This window comes from Pseudonocardia sp. ICBG1293 (assembly GCF_020131355.1).
Lineage (GTDB): Bacteria > Actinomycetota > Actinomycetes > Mycobacteriales > Pseudonocardiaceae > Pseudonocardia.
Genome location: NZ_JAHLEL010000008.1, coordinates 139416 through 159438, shown reverse-complemented (window position 1 = coordinate 159438; position 20023 = coordinate 139416). Strand labels below are relative to the sequence as shown.

14 protein-coding genes are annotated in these 20023 nt (G+C 75.5%); 7 read left to right on the top strand and 7 right to left on the bottom strand.

Annotation, left to right across the window (positions count from 1 at the left end):
* The first annotated feature begins 75 nt into the window (after nucleotides 1–75).
* Nucleotides 76–963, top strand: a complete 888-nt coding sequence (locus KPF47_RS05625; RefSeq protein WP_224387475.1) for a glycosyltransferase family A protein — start codon at nucleotides 76–78, stop codon at nucleotides 961–963.
* On the opposite strand, the gene KPF47_RS05620 is transcribed toward KPF47_RS05625, so the two are convergent.
* Nucleotides 956–2563 carry a hypothetical protein gene (locus KPF47_RS05620; protein ID WP_224387474.1) on the bottom strand — a complete coding sequence of 536 codons (1608 nt, stop codon included), beginning with the start codon at nucleotides 2561–2563 and terminating at the stop codon, nucleotides 956–958. The two genes, KPF47_RS05625 and KPF47_RS05620, sit on opposite strands and share 8 nt — an antisense overlap.
* 55 nt (nucleotides 2564–2618) lie before the next feature.
* On the opposite strand from KPF47_RS05620, the gene KPF47_RS05615 reads away from it, so the two are divergent.
* Nucleotides 2619–3017 (top strand): VOC family protein, encoded by a 399-nt coding sequence (locus KPF47_RS05615; protein WP_224387473.1) that lies wholly within the window; start codon nucleotides 2619–2621, stop codon nucleotides 3015–3017.
* Nucleotides 3018–3026: 9 nt separating this feature from the next.
* Here the strand turns inward: KPF47_RS05615 and KPF47_RS05610 are convergent, their stop codons facing one another.
* From KPF47_RS05610 to KPF47_RS05595, 4 genes are all read right to left on the bottom strand, one after another.
* The gene (locus tag KPF47_RS05610) at nucleotides 3027–4886 is read right to left on the bottom strand and encodes an arabinofuranosyltransferase (RefSeq protein WP_224387472.1); all 1860 of its coding nucleotides are present in this window, start codon (nucleotides 4884–4886) and stop codon (nucleotides 3027–3029) included.
* Between the two features lie 2 nt (nucleotides 4887–4888).
* Nucleotides 4889–5470, bottom strand: coding sequence for a methyltransferase domain-containing protein (locus KPF47_RS05605; protein WP_224387471.1), 582 nt, complete (start codon nucleotides 5468–5470; stop codon nucleotides 4889–4891).
* 209 nt (nucleotides 5471–5679) lie between these two features.
* Complete coding sequence (locus KPF47_RS05600; RefSeq protein ID WP_224387470.1) at nucleotides 5680–7896, bottom strand: DUF6541 family protein; 2217 nt, start codon at nucleotides 7894–7896, stop codon at nucleotides 5680–5682.
* 140 nt (nucleotides 7897–8036) lie between these two features.
* Complete coding sequence (locus KPF47_RS05595; RefSeq protein ID WP_224387469.1) at nucleotides 8037–10121, bottom strand: DUF6541 family protein; 2085 nt, start codon at nucleotides 10119–10121, stop codon at nucleotides 8037–8039.
* Between the two features lie 109 nt (nucleotides 10122–10230).
* Between KPF47_RS05595 and glf the strand changes: the two genes are divergently transcribed.
* Nucleotides 10231–11457, top strand: a complete 1227-nt coding sequence (gene glf / locus KPF47_RS05590) for a UDP-galactopyranose mutase (RefSeq protein WP_224387468.1) — start codon at nucleotides 10231–10233, stop codon at nucleotides 11455–11457.
* 73 nt (nucleotides 11458–11530) lie between these two features.
* Here the strand turns inward: glf and KPF47_RS05585 are convergent, their stop codons facing one another.
* Nucleotides 11531–12313, bottom strand: coding sequence for an IclR family transcriptional regulator (locus KPF47_RS05585; RefSeq protein WP_224387467.1), 783 nt, complete (start codon nucleotides 12311–12313; stop codon nucleotides 11531–11533).
* A gap of 170 nt (nucleotides 12314–12483) precedes the next feature.
* Here KPF47_RS05585 and KPF47_RS05580 point away from each other — a divergent pair, with 170 nt between their 5' ends.
* Both KPF47_RS05580 and KPF47_RS05575 read left to right on the top strand, forming a co-directional pair.
* On the top strand, nucleotides 12484–13596 hold the full coding sequence (locus tag KPF47_RS05580) for a mandelate racemase/muconate lactonizing enzyme family protein (RefSeq protein ID WP_224387466.1): 1113 nt from the start codon (nucleotides 12484–12486) through the stop codon (nucleotides 13594–13596).
* Nucleotides 13581–14708: an iron-containing alcohol dehydrogenase family protein gene (locus tag KPF47_RS05575; RefSeq protein ID WP_224387465.1), complete on the top strand. Its 1128-nt coding sequence runs from the start codon at nucleotides 13581–13583 to the stop codon at nucleotides 14706–14708. Before KPF47_RS05580 ends, KPF47_RS05575 begins: the two co-directional genes overlap by 16 nt.
* 1 nt (nucleotide 14709) lies before the next feature.
* On the opposite strand, the gene KPF47_RS05570 is transcribed toward KPF47_RS05575, so the two are convergent.
* Nucleotides 14710–14853, bottom strand: a complete 144-nt coding sequence (locus tag KPF47_RS05570; protein WP_020623732.1) for a hypothetical protein — start codon at nucleotides 14851–14853, stop codon at nucleotides 14710–14712.
* Between the two features lie 187 nt (nucleotides 14854–15040).
* Here KPF47_RS05570 and KPF47_RS05565 point away from each other — a divergent pair, with 187 nt between their 5' ends.
* On the top strand, nucleotides 15041–17047 hold the full coding sequence (locus KPF47_RS05565; RefSeq protein ID WP_224387464.1) for a glycosyltransferase: 2007 nt from the start codon (nucleotides 15041–15043) through the stop codon (nucleotides 17045–17047).
* Nucleotides 17044–19971 (top strand): arabinosyltransferase domain-containing protein, encoded by a 2928-nt coding sequence (locus tag KPF47_RS05560; protein WP_224387463.1) that lies wholly within the window; start codon nucleotides 17044–17046, stop codon nucleotides 19969–19971. The genes KPF47_RS05565 and KPF47_RS05560 overlap by 4 nt, the downstream gene beginning before the upstream one ends.
* The last annotated feature ends 52 nt before the right edge of the window (nucleotides 19972–20023 follow it).

The window sequence follows — 20023 nt, the reverse complement described above, 5'->3', positions numbered from 1 at the left end:
TCCGGGTCGTGGCTGGTGTCGTGGCCGGTGAGGCCGGGTGATCCTAGCCAGGCGGCCGCTCGCTACCGTCGGTGCGTGTCGGTCGACGTGATGCTGCCCTTCTACGGCGACCCCGGGCTGCTGCGCCGCGCGGTCCGCAGCGTGCAGGAGCAGCGCCGGACCGACTGGCGGCTGACCGTCGTCGACGACGGCTACCCCGACGACACGATCGGCCCCTGGTTCGCCGCGCTCGGCGACGACCGTGTCCGCTACCGCCGCAACGCGCGGCGGCTCGGTGCGCAGCCGAACAACCGGCACTGCATCGAGGCGGTCGAGCGCCCCTTCTTCGTGATGATGGGCGCCGACGACCTCATGGAGCCCGACTACCTCGACACCGTCCTGGCGTTGCACGAGCGGTGGCCCGACGCCGCCGTGGTGCAGCCGGGTGTCGCGGTGATCGACGCCGACGACCGCCCCGTCCGCCCGCTCGCGGACCGGGTCAAGGCGCTGCTCGCGCCGTCCGGGAGCGGCCCGCGCGCGGTCGGCGGCGAGGACCTGCTGGTGAGCCTGCTGCGCGGCAACTGGCTGTACAACCCGTCGCTGTGCTGGCGGACCGACGCGGTGCAGCGGGTCGCACTGCCGGGGTCGGCCGACGTGTTCGACCTCGCGCTGCCGGTGGCGGTGATCGCCGACGGCGCGACGATGGTCGTCGACGACCACGTCTGCTTCCGCTACCGCAGGCACCGCTCCAGCGACTCCGGTTCCGGCGCGGCGGCCGGCAACCGGTTCGCGGAGGAGCGCCGCTACTTCGCCGCCGAGGCGGCCCGGATGGAGGACCGCGGGATGCCGCGGGCCGCCCGGGCGGCCCGGTGGCACGGGTCGTCGCGGCTCAACGCGGCCGTGCAGCTGCCCGGTGCTGCGCTGCGCCGTGACCCCGCCGCGCTACGGGCGCTGGCCGCGCACCTGGTCGGCCGGGTCAGCTGATCCCGAGGATCCGCCCGAGCCAGCGCGAGTAGCCGGGGTCGAGCCGGTCGTCGGTGACCGCGCGGCCCTCGGCGAGGCGTCGGTCCAGCGCTGCGCGGACCTGCGGGGCGACGTCCGGCTCGGCGAACACGAGCTGGAAGTACTCCGGGCGCATGTGCGCCACGCCGACGAGTTCGCGCCCAGCGAGCACCCGCGGCAGGTCGGTCCGCCACGACCCGGGCGGCGGCTGCGGCGACGAGCTGGTCACCACCACGACCTGGGGGTCGTCGGCGAGCAGTACGTCGGTCGGGTTCGCCCCGTGCGCGATCCGCTCGTCGTTGAGACCGATGTAGTCGGTCGTGGTCCAGCCCGAGAAGTACGGCATCGCACCCGCGTCGGTGACGGCGAGCGTCCGCCGGTCGGCGGGCAGGTCGGTGTCGGCGAGCGCGAGCCCGATCGCGACGTGCGCGCGCCGCAGGTCGTCGCCGTAGTTGACCAGCGTCCGGGCGTCCGGGGCGAGGACGCCTGCCGCCGTCGTCCACGCCACGCCCACCGCGGCGGCGGCCGCCGCGACCCGCCGTGCCTCGACGCCGTCCAGGGCCCAGGCCGCGGCCAGGCAGAGCATCGGGAACCCGTGCCAGGCGAACCGGGACAGGTAGTCCATCGCCGGCGCGGACAACGCCGGGATGATCCAGAGTGCGGTGCAGCTCGCCAGTACCAGCGCGGCCGGGGCTGCGGTGCGGGACCGCAGCAGCGCGGCGACCGCGAACGCCAGCAGCGGCAGCAGGGAGGCTGCCGTCGTCTCGATCCAGCGACCGTCGGTGCTCGCCTCGACGCCGACCTTCACGTAGAAGGTGTTAGGCAGCAGGTGCCCGTAGTACGCCCACCGCCCGGCCAGATAGAGCCCCCCGGCGACCGCGGCGGCCGTGGTCGCCGCCCACACCGCACGGTCGGCCCGGCGCACCCACAGCAGCACGGCCAGGGCGGGCAGCACCCCGAGCACGCCGTCCGGGCGCAGCGTCCCCGCGAGCAGGAGCAGCGCCGGGATCTCCCACGAGCGGACGGTGGCGTGCCAGTCGCGCAGCAGGCGGGCCGCCAGGACGGCGGCCCGCAGCACGACCAGCGCGAACGGCGCCGTCTCCAGCCCGGAGTCGACGTGCACCCAGGTCGGCAGGAACAGCACGAACGACCCGGCCGCGAGCACCGCGCCGGCCCGGGTGCGCGGCTCGGTGACCAGCACCCACACGATCGCCGCCGCGCACGCGGCGGCGGTCAGCTTGGACACCACCGGCAGCGGCACGCCCAGCCACACCCACGGCGCGTGCCAGACCATCCAGGTGAAGTTCGTGAAGCCCTCCACCGGGTCCTGGCCGGGGTTCCAGGTCGGCCCGAAGCCGTGCGCGAGGTTCGCGCTGTAGCGGTAGGTGATGTAGGCGTCGTCGACGGTCACCGACCAGCAGGCCCACACCCCGACCGCGAGCGCGGCCAGCGCCGCGGCCAGCAGCACCGGCCGGTCGGCCACCCACCGGCGGGTGCGGGCGACCGGGTCGCGCCGGCGTCCCGTGGGCCACCCCTCGTCCGGGGGGCCCGCGGTGTCGCGGTCGTCGGTCGCGGTCGACATGCGCGCGATTCTCGCGCACCGATGAGTCCCGGCCCCCGCCGCGGTCGTAGTCGGCATGAGCACCCCCACGCAGCGCCCCACGACCCTGAACAACATCGGCGTCGTCATGTTCACCGTCGCCGACCAGGATGCCGCCCTGGACTTCTACACCCGGGTCCTCGGTTTCGAGGTCCGCGGCGACACCCGGTTCGGCGAGCACGGCGAGCACCGCTGGCTGGAGGTCGCCCCGCCCGGCTCGACCGCGCGGCTCGCGCTGAACCCCCCGATGTACGACGAGCCCGGCGGGAGTGCCATCGGCGTCGAGACCTCCGACCTGGCGGCCGAGCACGGCCGGCTGACCGAGCTCGGCGTCGCCGACCTGGAGCCGCTGCCGACCGACGACATCCCCGGCGCGCCGCGGCTGTTCATGCTGCGCGACCCGGACGGCAACGTGGTCACCGTCGTCGAGGTCTGAGCCTGCCCGTCACGGCACCGGCGGCACCCCGGCGCGGACCAGTACCGCGTACGGTCCGACGTCGCGGCGCTGCCAGGCCGGGTCGTCGAACAGCTGCGGGGCGAACACCGCGGGGTCGGTGCCCTGGCGCGGGTCGGGGAACCGGTCCTGCGCCAGCGGCAGCCGCAGGGTCCCGTCCGCGGCCCGTTCCAGGACGAACACCGACGGGGCGCGGAACCGGCTGCGGTCCAGCGCCCCGAGCAGCTGCTCCGGCCCGGCCGCGCCGGCCCAGCGGCGCAGCTCGTCGGTGCGGGCGGGGAAGTCCGCGAGCGGGTTCGCGTACTGCGGCTGGGACGCCTGGAACGAGAAGTACGGCGTGTAGGTCAGCAGCGTGCGGTTCGCCCCGGCCACGACGACCTCGCGGGGCGCACGACCGGTGAGGCCGTCGATCGTCGTTCGCAGCTCGCCGAGCCAGGCGTCGGCGTCGGCCTCGTCGCGGCTGCCGTCGGGACGGGTGCCGTCGGGCCGGTAGTCCTGGGCGGCACCGGTCCACGCGTAGTCCTGCGGTACGGACTGCACCTGCCCGACGACGACCGCGGCGGCCAGGATCGTCGTCACCGCCGCCACCGGAACCGGCGACCGACGTGTCCGCGCCGCGGCGACGGCGGGCCGCCACCGCCGGCCGACCTCGGCCGCGGCCCAGACCGCCCCGCAGGCCAGCGCAGCCGTGAGGATCGGCTGGATCCGGAAGGCGAGCAGGGTGGTGCCCGCGGCGAGCGCGACCGTCGACAGCAGGTACCAGGCGTAGCCGCAGACCACGGTGACGCCGAGCCCGCGGGCGACCGAGGAGGTCCGGAACCGCGCCACGACCCACACGGTGCCCGCCAGGCACAGCGCGCCGACCGGGGTCGCCTCCAGCATCGGCAGCGGCCAGCGCGACCCCGCCTCGGCGAGGAAGTGCTGCCCGGCGCTGTAGGTGGGCTCGCCCACCGACGCCAGCAGGTACGGCAGCCAGTGCACCAGCGTGAGCGGCAGGGCAGCGGCGAGCACGACGAGGACCGTCACCGCGAGCCGCGCGGGCCGGGCGGCGCGGGTGAGCAGCCCGTCGACGGCGAGCACGGCCAGCACGAACCCGGCGAACACCAGGATCTGGGTGTGGGTGACGGCGGCCAGCCCGAGCACCAGACCGACCGGCAGCGCCGTGCGGACCCAGCTCCCGCTCCGGCGCACCAGCCGCACCCCGAGCACCGCCAGCGGTGCGACCAGCGCCGCGGTCAGCCACGAGTAGGGGGAGTACGCCGCGAGCGTCACCGACCCGGCGAGCGTGGTCGCGACGGCCGCACCGACCGCCCGGGCCCGGGTCGTGACCAGCGCCCACAGCGCGTAGGTCAGCACGGAGGCGACCGCCATCGTCGCGATCGAGAACGGCTTGTGGAACGCCCACGCCTCCACGCCCAGCAGCGACGCCAGGCGCCCGCCGACCCAGAACCACGCGGCCGGGTAGTACGGCGGCACGTCCGCGTAGGCGAAGTCGGCGAGCCGGGCCGAGTCGGCGAAACGGGTCAGGAACGCGACCCGGAACTGCTGGTCCCCGCCGACCCCGAACAGGTAGTGCGGGGTGTTCACCAGGAACAGGGTCAGCGGCAGCGCGGGCAGCGCGGCCAGGCCGACCCACGCCAGCGGCGCGGCGACCAGCGGCGACCTGCTCCACGCGGCGGCCGCCAGCACCACGGCGACGAGTGCGCCGCCGGTCGCGGTGAGGGCCAGCCCGACGTTCGACCCGGCCGGGACCGTGATCCGGTCGGCGAGCAGCAGCCCCGCGGCGACGACCCCCACGGCGACGACCGGGCCGGCGACCAGGTCGGCCGCGGCGAGGAGCCGTCGCGCCACGGTCAGTCCCGCTTCTTCACGGCGACGACGAGGAAGGCCTTGGAGATCGCCCACAACGGGGGGAAGCGGCGCAGCGCCGAGACCCCGAGCGAGTACAGGCGCGAGCCGCCGCCCTCGGCGAGGCTCACGTCGCCGGGGACGGTGAACCGGGCGTCGAGCTCGGGGCGCCGCGCGAGCAGCCTGCGCAGCCGCAGGTAGCTCGGCGCGTAGCTGGCGTCGGTGTAGTCGCTGCCGCGCCCGGACCAGCGCAGGTAGCGGGTCGCCAGCGGCAACGGCAGCCACGCCAGGAACGGCAGCGAGTAGTGCGCCTCGATCGGCCACCACCGGTTCGGCACCAGGATGTAGGCGACCCCTCCGGGACGCAGGCAGGAGGCGATCCGCTCCAGCGCGTCGGGCTGGTCGTCGAGGTGCTCCAGGACGTTGTCGAGCACGGCCACGTCGAAGGTGCCCGCGTCGTCGCCGTGCCCGAAGTCGCCGATGCCCTGGACACGGAACGTGAAGTTGTCCGCACCCCCTCGCGGGCCAGCCGGGTCGCCTCGGCGGCCAGCGCGGCGTTCGGCTCGATGCCGACGACCTCGCGGCACAGGCCCGCGAGCTCGAGCGCGGTGTAGCCGTAGCCGCAGCCGAGATCGACCACCCGTGCGTCACGGAACGGCACGTCGAGCGCGGGTTCCGTGGTGATCGCGATCTGCTTCGCGAAGCCGGTCGCGAGCCTGCGGCGCTCGACCATCCGCAGGGAGCGTTCGTACTCGGGGAGTTCGGTCACGTGGGCTCCGTCGAGGGCGTCGGGGGGTCACCCACCGTACGGGGACGGCCGCACGGCGTCCGGACCGGGCGGGGCGAACGCCTGGGCCTCGGGAGCGGCCGGCGCGCCCGGTGTGCAGGCCGTCAGCCGCCACAGCTCCTGGCCGCCGCCCGCCGCGACGAGCGTGAACCCGGGCACCGGTGCGATGTCGTGCAGCCCCGGGTACCAGCGGGCGCCGCCGTGGTTCGGCCAGAAGGTGATCGGGCCCGTCAGCAGCCAGTCGACGCCCAGGTCGCCGGCCGCGGCGCAGAGGGTCGGGTCGGTCCCGACGTCGCGGAACCGGGTGGCCAGCAGGATCTGCTCCGGGGTCCAGTTGCCGATCAGGTGCGGGAACAGGACCCGGCGACCGGTCAGCGGGAAGAGCAGGGAGTTGCCGGTGAACGGGTCCGCGGCGACGACGTCGTCGGGGCCGACGATCCGGCCGACCTCCTCGAGGAACTCGCGCTGGCCCGGTTCGAGGATCGCGTCGGCCGGCCGCTGGTACGGCCCGGCCAGCACGTCGGCGTGGGTCGCGATCGACATCCCGCCGGTCGCGGCGACGACGACCGCGAGCAGCGCCGCCGCGAGGGCGGGCGCCACCACCCGGCGACGGGCGAGGGTCGCGGTGGGCGGGGCCCACAGCAGCAGCCGTCGCACGCCCGCCGCGACGGCGCACAGCCCGATCACGGCGAGCGCGGACCCGGTGACGGGCACCATCGCCGCCAGCCGGTAGGAGTCGTTGTACCAGGCCCCGGTGAGCGCGGCGGACAGCTCGCCGTCGCTCGCGGCGGCCAGCACGTACAGCGCGCCGGAGGCGACGTGCGCGGGCACCAGCCACGACGTGGCGACGTGCCGCAGCGCGGCCACCGCGCCGACCAGCACCAGGACCGACAGCACGACCAGGTCCGGCCGGCCGTTCGGCGCGTTGAGCACGACCTGCCCGATCGCGGTCGGGACGTCGGTGAACGCGGGCCAGTCGAAGCCGCGCACCCCGGCGGTCAGCGGGGAGGCCGTCATGAACCACAGGACCGCGGCGACGATCCCGGCGACGCCGGTCGCGGCCAGCAGCGGCTGCCAGAACCGGCGGGTGAGCAGCCGTCGCCGGGCCAGCACGCCGATCCCCCAGAGCACCGGGAACAGGCCGAGCACGGCGAGACTGAACAGCGCGTTCGGATGGGCGAGCCCGAGCGCGGGCAACGTCAGGACCAGGGTGGCCGCCGCGCCGCCCGCGCCGATCACGCTGCGCTCGGCCACCCCGACCACGGCGAGCAGCAGCGTCAGGTACCCGGGCAGCAGCGCGAGCCCCAGCAGGTTGGGCCACAGCACCCCGAACGACATGAGCGCCCACGGCAGCGCGGTGAACCCGGTCGCGAGGACCGGGGCGACCAGGGCGGCACCGGACGAGGGGCCCATGACCTGGCGGCTCAGCGCCGCCGCGGACAACGGGAACACCACCCCGGCCACGACCCAGGCGGTCAGGTTGGTGGCGACCGGCACCCCGCTGCCGGACAGCATCGCGACCAGCGACACGAGGTCGTGCCAGCCCGCCGGGTACAGCGCGACCGCCGAGGACGGGTTCGTCAGCGACCCCAGCGTCAGCGACGACGCGTCGCCGGACTGCAGGATGTGCGCGACGGCGTTGTAGTGGAAGACGCCGTCGTAGGTGGAGGACAGGCCGTCCACCGGGCCGAATCCCAGCACCACCGTCCACCACGCCAGCCCGGCCGCGACCACGACGCCCGCCGCGGCCGCCGCCCCGGCCCGGCGCCCGTCGGTGCCCGCCCGCTGGGCGGAGGTCCGCCACACCTGGGGCATCGCCGTCGTCATCGGCTCGGGGCGCTTGGCGAACTGTCCCTTCGGGGCGCGGAGGCGGGCCAGCGAGGCCCGCAGCCGCCGTCCCGGGGCCCACGACCGCAGCGCCGTCCGCCAGCCCCGGTGCAGCGCGCTGCCGGCCGGGCGGCGGGCGACGAAGGCCCGGAACAGCCCGCCGAGCAGCGCGAGCACGACCACCGCGGCCAGCGGCACCCACGGCCCCCAGCGCACCCCGACGAGCGGCGCGAGCACGGCCGAGGACGAGACGACCGCGGTCGACACCAGCGGGGACAGACCCCACGCGGTGACCCCGCGGACCCCGGACGCCCGCAGCACGAGCAGACCGGGCCCGACCACCCAGAACACCGCGACGAGCGCGGTGGGCAGCGCGGACAGCCAGGTGGGTCCGGCCATCGAGGTCGCGGCTCCTCTCCCGGCACCGGGTCGGACCCGGAGCCGTCGACGACCCACCGGACCCGATCCCCCGGCGCTGGCCGGACTCGGAGACTACCGGCGGTCGGACGGCCCCGCCGGTCCCGTGCCCGACCGGGTGATCAGGATCCGACGACGCGGCCCGCGTCACAGGCGGTGATCCGCCACAGGGCGTTGTCGCCGTCGCGGGCGAGGAGCTCGAACCCGTCGGCGTCGGCGAGGTCGTCGAGGCCGGGCCACTGCAGGGCCAGCGGGTCCGGCTGCCAGAACGTCGGCGGCGCCGTGACCACGTACCCGGTACCCGTCTCGGCGACGGCCGCACACACCGCCGGGTCGTTCGACGCGTCGCGCAGCCGCTCGGCGATGATCCGCTGGTCCGGTGACCACACCCCGGTCAGGTGCGGGAACAGCACCTGACGTTCGGTGAGCGGCCACAGCATCGCGGTGCCGGCCCAGGGGTTCTGCGCCACCACCGCGTCCGAGGGCAGCAGGTCACCCGCCTCGCGTAGGAACCGTGCCTGCTCCGGGCCGACCAGCACCTCCTCCGGCGTCTGGTAGATCGCGGCGAGCGAGTCGATGTGCGAGCGCTGGTAGAGACCACCCGAGGTGACGACGACGGCGATCACCCCGATCGCGACGAGCACCGCGGCCCGCGGCCGGGGGAGTCCCGCGACGGCCGGCGCGGCCCGGGTGAGGCGGTCACGGACCAGGCAGGTGACGGTGCGGGCCAGCGAGCACAGGGCGACCAGGCCGAGCGCGGCCAGCGGGGCCGCGGTCACCGGGACGAGCGCGGCGATCCGCGGCGCGTCGTTGTACCAGACCCCGGTCCACACCGAGGACCACGTGCTCGCGCCGACGACGTACAGCGCGCAGACCAGCAGGTGCGCCGGGACCAGCCAGGACGTGCGTGTGCGTCGTAGCGCCCACACGGCACCGGCGACGACGAGCACCGCGACCGACCAGGCCGGGGCGTCGCCGTCCGGGTCGTGCAGGACCGCGTTCCACACGGCGTCGGCGACCGAGACCTCGGGCTCCCAGTAGTAGCCGCGGATCCCGTCGAGGACGGGGGAGACGAACATGAACCAGCCGACGCCCCCGAGCGCGGCGAGCACGACCGGCACCGCGACGGCCACCCGTGCGGTCGGCCACGCGCCGCCGCGCAGCCCGCGGCGGACCGCGCCGGCGAGCCCCCACAGGATCGGCGGCACCGCGACGACCACGGCCCCGAACAACGCGTTCGGGTGCGCGAACCCGAGCGCGACCACGGCGGCGACGGCCGGGAACCAGCGCGCCACCCGGCCCGGCGGGTACGGGCCGGGCCGGGCGGGTGACACCGGGTCCGGCCCGAGCCCCGGGCGCGCGGCGAGTGCGGTCGCCGCCAGCGCGGCCGGCACCAGCGAGACCCCCAGCAGGTTCGGCCACAGGGCGCCGTAGGTGACCAGGGTCCACGGGAACGCGACGAACCCCAGCGCGAGCACCGGCGCGGCCAGCGCCGCACCGGCCGAGCGCCCGACGAGGGTGCGGACCAGGAACAGCACCGACAGCGGCCACACCAGCAGCGTGGCGACCAGCGCGACCGCGTTCGACGCGACGACGATCCCGCCCGGCCCGGGGGCCAGCGGCGCCACCAGCGAGACGACGGCGTGCCAGGCGGCGGGGTAGAAGCCGGGGGAGTTCACCAGGCCGCCGACAGTGAGCGACGAGGCGTCGTGGGTGGCGAGGATCCGGGCGACGGCGTTGTAGTGGAAGTTCGCGTCGAAGGTCTGGGACAGGGCGTCGGGCCGGTCCATCCCGCGGACGGCCGCGCTGAACCCCAGCGCCCCGGCGGTCACCAGCCCGGTCAGCGCCGCGAGCCCGGTCCAGCGCCGGTCGGGCCCGCCGTGGAGCAGCGCCCGGGCCGACCGCCCGGCCGTGGCCCGCACCGCGGCGGGCCGCGGCAGCAGCGGGCGGCGGAGCACCAGCCGTCGTACACCGACCACCAGCAGCGCGAACGCCACCGCCGCGGTGGCCGGGGCGGCCCCGCTCCAGGGCACCCCCAGCATGCTCGCGCCGACCGCGGACCCGGCGATCACGCCGACCGACAGCATCGGGGCGGCGCCCCAGGCGGCGATGCCGCGCAGCCCGGCGGCGAGGCCCACGACGAGCCCCGGCAGCGTGACCCAGGCAGCGGCCAGCAGCACGAGGGGGACGGCGGACAGCCAGCTCACGCCATCTTCTCCTCGGACCACGACGGTGCCGGATACGTCCGCTTCTCCGACCTGCCTGCGAGGGTACCGAAGCCGCCGGGTGCCCCGGATCACGCCTGCCCTACCCTCGATGGCCGTGAGCGTCGACAGTGCCGACCTGAACGGTTACGACCTGAGCAGCTACGACCTGATCGTCGTCGGGTCCGGGTTCTTCGGACTCACCGTGGCCGAGCGCGTCGCCGACGGCCTCGGCAAGCGCGTCCTGGTCCTGGAGCGCCGGGACCACATCGGCGGCAACGCCTACTCCGAGGCCGAGCCGGAGACCGGCATCGAGATCCACCGGTACGGCGCGCACCTGTTCCACACCTCGAACGAGCGGGTGTGGGCCTACGTCAACCGGTTCACGAGCTTCACGAACTACCAGCACCGCGTCTTCGCCCGGGTGGGCGAGCAGGTCTACGCGTTCCCGATGAACCTCGCGCTGATCAACCAGTTCTTCGGGAAGGCGCACACCCCCGACGAGGCGCGCTCCCTGATCGCGGAGCAGTCCGCGGAGGTCGAGACCGGGCAGGCCGCGAACCTCGAGGAGAAGGCGATCTCGCTGGTCGGACGCCCGCTCTACGAGGCCTTCGTCAAGGGCTACACCGCCAAGCAGTGGCAGACCGACCCCACCGAGCTGGACGCCTCGATCATCACCCGGCTCCCGGTCCGCTACACCTACGACAACCGCTACTTCAACGACACCCACGAGGGGCTGCCGACCGACGGCTACACCGCGTGGCTGGAGCGGATGGCGGCGCACGACAACATCGACGTCGTGCTGGACACGGACTTCTTCGCGGTCCGCGACCAGCTGCCGCCCGAGGTCCCGGTCGTCTACACCGGCCCGCTGGACCGCTACTTCGACCACGCCGAGGGCGAGCTCGGCTGGCGCACCCTGGACTTCGAGATGTCGGTCGAGCCGACCGGCGACTTCCAGGGCACCTCGGTGATCAACTACAACGACGCCGACGTCCCCTTCACCCGGATCCTCGAGTTCCGGCACATGCACCCCGAGCGGGACTACCCGAAGGACCGGACGGTGATCGTGCGCGAGTACTCGCGCTTCGCCGAGTCCGGGGACGAGCCGTACTACCCGATCAACACCCCCGACGACCGCGCGAAGCTGGAGCGCTACCGCGAGCTGGCCCGCAAGGAGACCGCCAACCGCAACGTCCTGTTCGGCGGGCGGCTCGGGACCTACAAGTACCTCGACATGCACATGGCCATCGGGTCGGCGCTGACGATGTACGAGAACCGGCTCGTCCCGCACCTCACCGAGGGGCGCCCGCTGTCGGGCACCGAGGCCGAGGACTGATCACCCCACGTCCGTGATCGCCGGTCGTGGAGCGCAGCTCCGCGAGGCGGGCCGCCCGCTCCACGACCGGTGATCACGGCGAGGGACGCCCCGGCGTCCACCCCAGCTCCGCCGACACCGCCGCCGCGGCGGCCGCCGTCGCCCGGCCCGTCGCGTCGAACCGGCCGTCCAGCCGGGCGGTGGGTGCGGAGACGTTGAGCGACGCGACGACCCGCCCGCGGAAGTCGCGCACGGCGGCCGACACCCCCGACACCCCCGGCTCGAACTCCTCGTGCGACTCCGCCCATCCGCGCTCGGCGGCCTCCCGGACGGCGCGCCACAGCTGCGGGACCGTCCGCACCCGCGAGTGCGGGTAGTCCGGGACCAGGTCCTCGACGGCGCCGAAACGTACGAACAGCTCGTCGGGCGTCGCGTCGGACAGCAGCACCCGGCCGGCCGAGGTGCACGCCAGCGGCGCGCGCCTGCCCTCCCAGCCGGTCGTCCGGAACGAGTGCCCGGACACCGTCCGCGCGGTCAGCAGCGCGTCGTCGCGCAGCACGCACAGGTGCACGGTCTCCTCGGTCTCGGCGGCCAGCCGGTGCAGCACCGGCTCCGCGACGGCGGTCAGCCGGCTGTCGGTACCCCGCGCGGCCAGCGCGAACAGCCGCCACCCCAGCCGGTAGACGAGCGTGTCCGCGTCCCGCTCGACCAGCCCGGCGTCGGCGAGTGCCCGCAGCGCGCGCGAGACCTGGCTCTTCTCCCGCCCGGTCAGCCGGGCGACGGCGGCGACCCCCAGCCCGCCGGTGCGCACGGCCCCGTCGGAGGCCAGCACCTCCAGCAGACCGACGTCGCGGCCGAGCCCGTAGCCGTTGTGCACACCGTGACGCTAGCCGCGGTTGCCCTGAGCGCAACCATGATCTCGATTCCCGGCGGCCCCTGGCCGCGGCCGGCGGGACTTCCTAGATTCCTCGGTCAACCGGCTCGGGGCGTACCGCCCCCGATCGCGCCCCGGGCCGGACCCACGCTCCCGATACGATCCCGGACCCGATGAAGATCACCGACGTCACGCTGGACCGGGTGCGGCTCCCGCTGGACCCGCCGCTGCGCGCCGCCTGGGACCCCGAGCCCCGCACCGTGTTCGACGCGACGATCGTCCGCGTCCACACCGACGACGGTGTCGTCGGCATCGGCTCCGGCGACACGATGGACGGCTTCGACGCCTACCGGCACCTGTTCGTCGGGACCGACCCGCTGGCGATCGCCCGCCACGTCCGCGTCATCGAGACCTGTGCGCTGCACGGCGGCCACTACTGGCCGCTGGAGGCGGCGCTGTGGGACCTCGCGGGCAAGGTCGCCGGCCTGCCCGTCGCGACCCTGTTCGGCGGCACGTACGACGCGGTGCCCGCCTACGCGTCGTTCTGCGTGCTGCGCCCGCCGGCCGAGCGTGCCGAGGTGGCGCACCGGGTGGCCGAGGAGGGCTTCCGCGCGGTCAAGATCCGGATCGACCGGGACCGGGTCGAGGAGGGGGTCGGCGCGGTCGCCGCCGTGCGGGAGGCGCTCGGCGACGACTTCGCGATCATGGTGGACCTCAACCAGGCCTGGCGGATGGCCGGCGACGTCGCCCCCGCGACCGATCTCGCCGCGACCCGGCGCCTCGTGCGCCGTCTCGCCGACCTGGGCGTGTTCTGGGTCGAGGAGCCGCTTCCCTACGCCGACGCCGACGGGATGCGCACCCTGCGCGCCGACAACCCCGGCCTGCGGATCGCGGCGGGGGAGATGCAGCGCTCCTTCCCCGAGCTGCTGCGCCTGCTCGACGACGACGTCCTCGACGTCCACCAGCCCGACGTCGTCCTCGCGGCCGGGATGAGCCGGGTCCGCACCCTCGCCGAGCTCGCCCTGCTGCGCCACCGCGCCTTCACCCCGCACAGCTGGACCAACGGCATCGGCGTGCTCGCGAACCTGCACGTCAGCGCCGGTGTCGGTGGCGGACCGTACTTCGAGTTCCCCTACGACCCGCCGGACTGGACGCCGCAGCGTCGCGACTTCCCGCTGGCGGAGCCCCTGACCGTCGGCGACGACGGTCTGCTGGCGGTCCCGGGCGCCCCCGGCCTCGGGTGCACCCTCGACGAGGAGGCGATCGCACGATGGCGGGTCCGGTGAGCGGGTTCACGGTCGAGCCGACCTGCGCCCTGGAGTTCGGTCCCGGGGCGGTCGCGCGGGTCCCCGCGCTGGTCGACGGGCTCGGCGGGGCGGCGGTGTTCGTCGTCACCGACGCCGGTCTGCGCGCCACCGGTGTCGTCGACCGGGTCGTCGCCGACCTCACCGCGGCCGGGCTGTGGACCGAGGTGTTCGACGGCGTCGGCCCCAACCCGTCGACCACGACCGTCGAGCACGGCGCGACGGCGCTGCGCGCGTTCGGCTCCTGCGTGGTCGTCGCGATCGGTGGTGGGTCGGTGCTCGACGCGGCCAAGGGCATCGCGCTGCTCGCGACCCACCACGGCGCCCGCGCCACCGACGACCTCTGGTCCTCCCCGACCCCCGGGCTGCCGCTGGTCGCGGTCCCCACCACGGCCGGGACGGGCGCGGAGACCAACGGGTTCGGCGTCGTCGAGGACACCTGCGCCCGGCGCAAGATCTACCTCGGACACGCCTCGGTGCGGCCGCGCGTCGCCGTCCTGGACCCGGAGCTCACCGTCGGCCTGCCGCCCGCCGCGACCGCCGCGACCGGCTTCGACGCGCTCGTCCACGGCGTCGAGTCGCTGGCCTCCCGCGGCGCGAACCCGGTCTCCGAGGCCGCCGCCACGCAGGCGGTCGCGCTGGTCGGCCGGTGGCTGCCGGTCGCCGTCGACGACGGCGCCGACCTGGAGGCACGGGGCAGGCTGCTGCTCGGCGCGCACCTGGCGGGCCAGGCGCTGACCGTGTCCGGGCTCGGCCTCGTCCACGGCATCGCGCACGCGGTCACCGCGCACACCGGCACCCCGCACGGGGTCGCGCTCGCGTCGGTGAACGAGCAGGTCATGCGCTGGAGCGCCGACGCCGCGGCGCAGGCGTACACCCGGGCCGGAGCCGCGCTGGGGACCGGCGACGCCGTGGCCGGGATGGCCGCGCTCGTCGAGGGCATCGGTGTCCGGCGCCCGCTGCACGATCTCGGCGTGGACCGGGAGCTGCTGCCGGTGCTGGCGGCCGCCGCCGTCGTGGACCCGGTGACGGCCAATGCGCCCCGGACTCCGACCGAGGACGACGTGCGGGAGATCCTCGCCCCGGCCTGGTGACTCAGAGCCGTGCCGCCACCGACCGGAGCAGCCGGGCCACCCGCGCCCGGCCGCCCACCGCCCGGCTGCCGTGGACGAACCCGAACCGCGCACCGCGGGAGCGCAGCACGGCTGCGGCCTCCGCGCGCAGGGCCGGTTCGTCCATGTCGCCGGTCCGGCACGGTCGGAGAACCGGGCGTTCCACACCGCTCACCCGCCGCGCCCGCCCGCCTCCCGGCTCCCGCACCGTGCGCGGCTACGCTCGCGCACGACTCCACCCGGACCCGGGCGGACCGGCAGCGCCGCCGCCCGGGACCTCAGCGCCCCCCGCGACGACAGAGGCAGCTCCTGCGATGACCACGACGGACCAGCGAGGTCAGGTGTCCCTCCCCACCACCCCGGCCACGACCAGCGGCGAGACGCTGCTGCAGCGGGTGGTCCTGCCCCGGCCCGCCGACCCCACCGCCGTCCGCGCGCTCTACCTCGACGAGCGCCCCGGCACCACGCTCACCCCGGTCGAGCCGCTCGCCGACGAGCGGGCGCGTCCGCTCTCGCTGACCGTGTCGACCATCGGCGGCCGTCGCACCCGCATCCTCGACCGCACCGGCGTCACCGTCCCCGCGGCCACCGAGGTCTCCTTCGGCGCCTACTTCAACGCCTTCGCCGCGGGCTACTGGCGGGCCTGGTCGACGCTCACCAGCATCGAGCTGCGGCTGGACCTGGAGGGCTCGGGCCGCGTCGACGTGTACCGGACCAAGGCCGACGGGTCGCAGATCGTCGTCGCGGGCGAGGTCGTCGAGGGCCGTCGCCGGGTCACCCTCGAGCTGGACCTGCGCCCCTTCGAGGACGGCGGCTGGTACTGGTTCGACCTGTCCACCGACGACGCCGACCTCACCCTGCACGGCGGCGGCTGGCACGCCCCGCACGACGCGCCCGGCCGGGCCGCGGTCGTCGTCGGGATGCCGACGTTCAACCGGCCGGCCGACTGCGTCGCCACGCTCACCGCGCTCGGCGAGGACCCGCAGGTCCGCGACGCGATCACCGCGGTGATCCTGCCCGACCAGGGCACCCGCAAGGTCCGCGACGAGGCCGGCTACGAGCAGGCCGCGGCCGCGCTCGGTGACCGGCTGCGGATCATCGACCAGCCGAACCTGGGCGGCTCCGGCGGCTACGCCCGGATCATGTACGAGGTCCTGCACGGCACCGGCCCGCACGCGGGCGGGATCGACTGCGAGCAGATCCTCTACATGGACGACGACATCCTGCTGGAGCCCGAGTCGGTGCTGCGCGCGGTCGCGTTCAGCCGGTTCGCCCGCGAGCCGATGCTCGTCGGCGGGCAGATGCTGTCGCTGCAGGCGCGCTCGCAGCTGTCCACGATGGGCGAGGTCGTCGACCGCAACCAGTTCCTGTGGCGCCCCGCCCCGGAGACCGAGGCCCACCACGACCTCGCCGCCCGCACCCTGCGCCAGACCCGCTGGCTGCACCGGCGCGTCGACGTCGACTACAACGCCTGGTGGATGTGCCTGATCCCGCGCCGCGCCGCGGAGCAGCTGGGCCTGCCGTTGCCGCTGTTCATCAAGTGGGACGACGCCGAGTACGGCCTGCGCGCCCGCGCCGCCGGGTTCCGCACCGCGACCGTCCCGGGCGTCGCGATCTGGCACATGTCCTTCATCGAGAAGGACGACTCCTCGGACTGGCAGGCCTACTTCCACTACCGCAACCGGCTCGTCGCTGCGGCCCTGCACGGCCCCGACGACCCGCGCGCGATGCTGAAGGAGACCTTCAAGCGCACCCTGCGTCACCTGATGCTCATGGAGTACTCGGCGGTCGCGCTGCAGATCAAGGGCTTCACCGACTTCCTGGCGGGGCCCGAGGCGCTGTTCCCGAAGCTGCCCGTGGTGCTCGACGAGATCCGGACCCTGCGGGCGCAGTACGACGACGGCCGCCCGCTCGAGTCCGCCACCGAGGTGCCGCTCGCCGACCTCGACGCGCTCGGCGCGCAGCTGTTCCCGAAGCCCCCGGTGGGCCGGGCGAAGGCCGCGGTCGGTCTCGCCCGCGGGGTCCTGCGCAACCTGCGCACCCCGGACCCGGCGCTGCGCGAGCGCCCGCAGCGCAACGTGCCGTGGCGCAACGCCCAGTGGTTCGTGCTGGCCGGCCTGGACTCCGCGACGGTGTCCACACCGGACGGCCGCGGGGTCACCTTCCGCCGTCGTGACCCGGCGATGTTCAAGGAGATGGTCGCGGAGTCGTTCCGGCTGCACCGCGCCGTCGCCGCGGACTGGGAGGGCCTGGGCGCCCGTTACCGGGCGGCGGCGCCCGTGCTGACCGGCAAGGACGGTTGGAAGCAGATCTTCGAGTGAGCCCCGCCCGCCGGGGGCCGCTGCTGCTCCTGCTCGGCGTCGTCACCTGCCTGCTCGGCCTCGCCGCCGCGCTCGCCCCGGTCGACGCCGAGGACCCGGTCGTCACCTGGCCCCGGGCCGGCCAGGCACCGGCGAGCACGGTGCTGCCGCTCGCGCCGTACCGGCCGCTGGAGTTCTCCGCGACCGTCCCGTGCGCCGCGGCGGCCGCACTCGGCGAGGGCGATGTGCTGCGGACGATGCCCGCCGCGCAGGAGAACCCGGTGACCGCGCCGGGCTTCGTCGCGAGCGTGTCCGGCGGGACGCTCACGCTGCGCACCGGCGACCGGGTGCTCGCCACCGCACCCGCCGCGTCGGGCTGTGTTTTCGAGGTGACCTCCGCGGACGGCGGCACCGTCCTCGCCCGCGACGGGGCGGTCCTCGCCGACCGCCTCGACGTAGCCCCGCCGCAGGTCGCCGAGCTCGCCACCGACGTCACCGGGCCCGCCGCGGCCGGGCTCGCGGTCACCCTGCACACCGATGCGCGCTACGCGTCGTCGCCGTCGCCGCTGAAGGTGTCGCTGCTGGTCGCGCACCTGCTCGCCCTGGCCGCCACCCTCGCCGTCGCGGTACGGACCTGGACCGGCACCCGCCGGGTGTTCGACGCGCCGGTCCGCCCGGGGGTCGCCGACCTCGTCGTGCTCGTCGTGAGCTGCGCCTGGGCGGTGCTCGGGCCGCTCAACATCGACGACTCCTGGTACGCGCTGATGGCCCGCCAGGGTGCGCAGACCGGGACGATCGGCAACGCGATCTACCAGTTCGACGTCACCGAGGCACCGTTCACGACCAGCCAGTACCTGCTGCAGTGGTGGGGGTCGCTGGTCGGCTGGGGCCTCGGGCCGCTGCGCGTGGTGCCGGTCGTGCTGGGCCTGCTGACCTGGGTGCTGCTGCGGTACACCCTCGCCGCGCTCGCGGGTCGGGTCGGCGTCCGGCCCGGGGTGGTCGCCGCGCTCGCCGTCGCCCACCTGGCCTGGTTCCTGCCCTACGGCATCGCGCTGCGCCCGGAGCCCGCCGGGACCGCGGCCGCCGCGGGGGTGCTGCTGCTCGTCGCCGCCGCCCGGCGTACCGGGGCGGTCGGGCTGCTCGCACCGGCCGTGGTCGTCGCAGTGGTGGGCGTGACGACCGCGCCCACCGCGCTGGTCGCCGCGATGCCGCTGCTGCTCGCGCTGCCACCGGTGTGGTGGCACCTCGTGCACGCCCGGTGGGCCACCCGGCTCGCGACGGTCGCCGTCGCGCTCGCCGCGGCGAGCGTGATCGTGCCGCTCGGGCTGGCCGACCAGACCCTCGCCGACGTGCGCGAGTCGTTCGCGGTGCACCGCTGGTACTACTTCCAGTACCAGTGGTACGCGGAGTTCGTCCACTACGCGAACCTGCTGGGCCCCGACGACCAGGGCACCTGGGGGCGCCGCCTGCCGGTCCTGCTGACCGTCGCCGTCGTCGCGCTGGGCGCGGTGCGCCTCGCGACCCGGCGCGGCACCGGCGGCCCGCTCGGTTCGGCGCTGGGGTTCGCACTCGCGGCGACCGCTCTGGGGCTGGTCGCCGTCGCGGTCAGCCCGACCAAGTGGGTCAACCACTTCGGTGCCGTCGCCGCCCCCGCGACGCTGCTGCTCGGCATCGCGCTCGCCCGGGGACCGCTGCCGCGCCGCGCCCCGGCCCGGCTCGTCGCGGTGGGGACGGCGCTGCTCGCCGTCGTCGCCGCCGTGGTCTACGCGGGCCCCAACCTGTGGCGTCCGTTCTCCGACTGGGGCCAGCCCTTCGGCAACCACTCGGTCCTCGACGCCCCCGTGCACCAGCAGGTCCTCGCTCCGCACCTGGGGCCGCTGTACCTGCGCAGCCCGCTGGTGTGGCTGGTCGTGGTCGCCGCCGCGCTCTGGTGGGCCCGGCGGCGGAGCGGTACCCCCCGGCCGGACCGGGCGGTACTGCGCACCGCCGCCGTGGGCGGGGTGGCGCTGATGCTGGCCGTGTTCGCCCTCGCCCCGGTGCAGCAGGCCCCCGGTGCGTCGGTGGCCTCGATGAACCTGGCCATGCTGACCGGCGACGGCTGCGGGCTGGCCGACGCGCTGTCGGTCACCGTCGGCGACGGGGCACCGCCGGTGCCCCCGAGCGACCCACCGCGGCTCACCGGCGCGATGCGGGAGGGCCCGCCCCCGGACCGCCCGACGATCCCGGGCCCCGTCTGGCACACCGAGGACGCGGGCACCGGCACCCTCGACGCCGGCTGGTTCACCGTCCCGGCCGGGACGACACGGCTGCTCCTGCCGCTGACCGGTGATCTGAGCGGCGGTGCGACGGTGCAGGTCGTCACCGGAGCGGGTACGGCCGAGGTGGAGCTGCCGGGGGAGAAGGTCGCGCGGTGGCGGGACGTCGCCGTCGCCCTGCCCGGGCCCGCGGACCGGGTCCGGCTCGTCGTCGACGACCGGACCGAGGGCCCCGACACCTGGCTCGCCGTCGGTGCGCCGCGGCCCGCCCGCGACCTGCCCGCCCGCGCGGTGCTCGGCGACGCCCCGGTGTTCGCCGACCAGGCCTCGGCGGTGCTGTGGCCCTGCCAGGACCAGATCGTGGTGCGCCACGGCATCGCGCAGACCCCGGTCTGGCGGCTGCGCACCGGGGACGACCTGGAGGGCGCGACCGAGACCACCGCGTTCTTCCCGGCGAACGGCGGCACGCTCGCCGGGATCGACCGGACCGCGACCTTCGACGAGCTGCCCGCGCGGCTCGACCCGCCCGGCGGGCGCGCGATGTTCGCGCCCGCGCACGTCGAGCGGGTGCGCTACGAGCACCCGACCGACGGCTACGACCTCACCGTCGGCAGCCAGCGGCGCTGGGGCTGGGAACGCCTGCCCACCCTGGCCGACAAGGACTACACGGGACGGGACTTCCTCGGCTGAGGCGCGTCCACACCCGTTCCCGGTCGTCCACACCGGTTGCAACGGGTGTGGA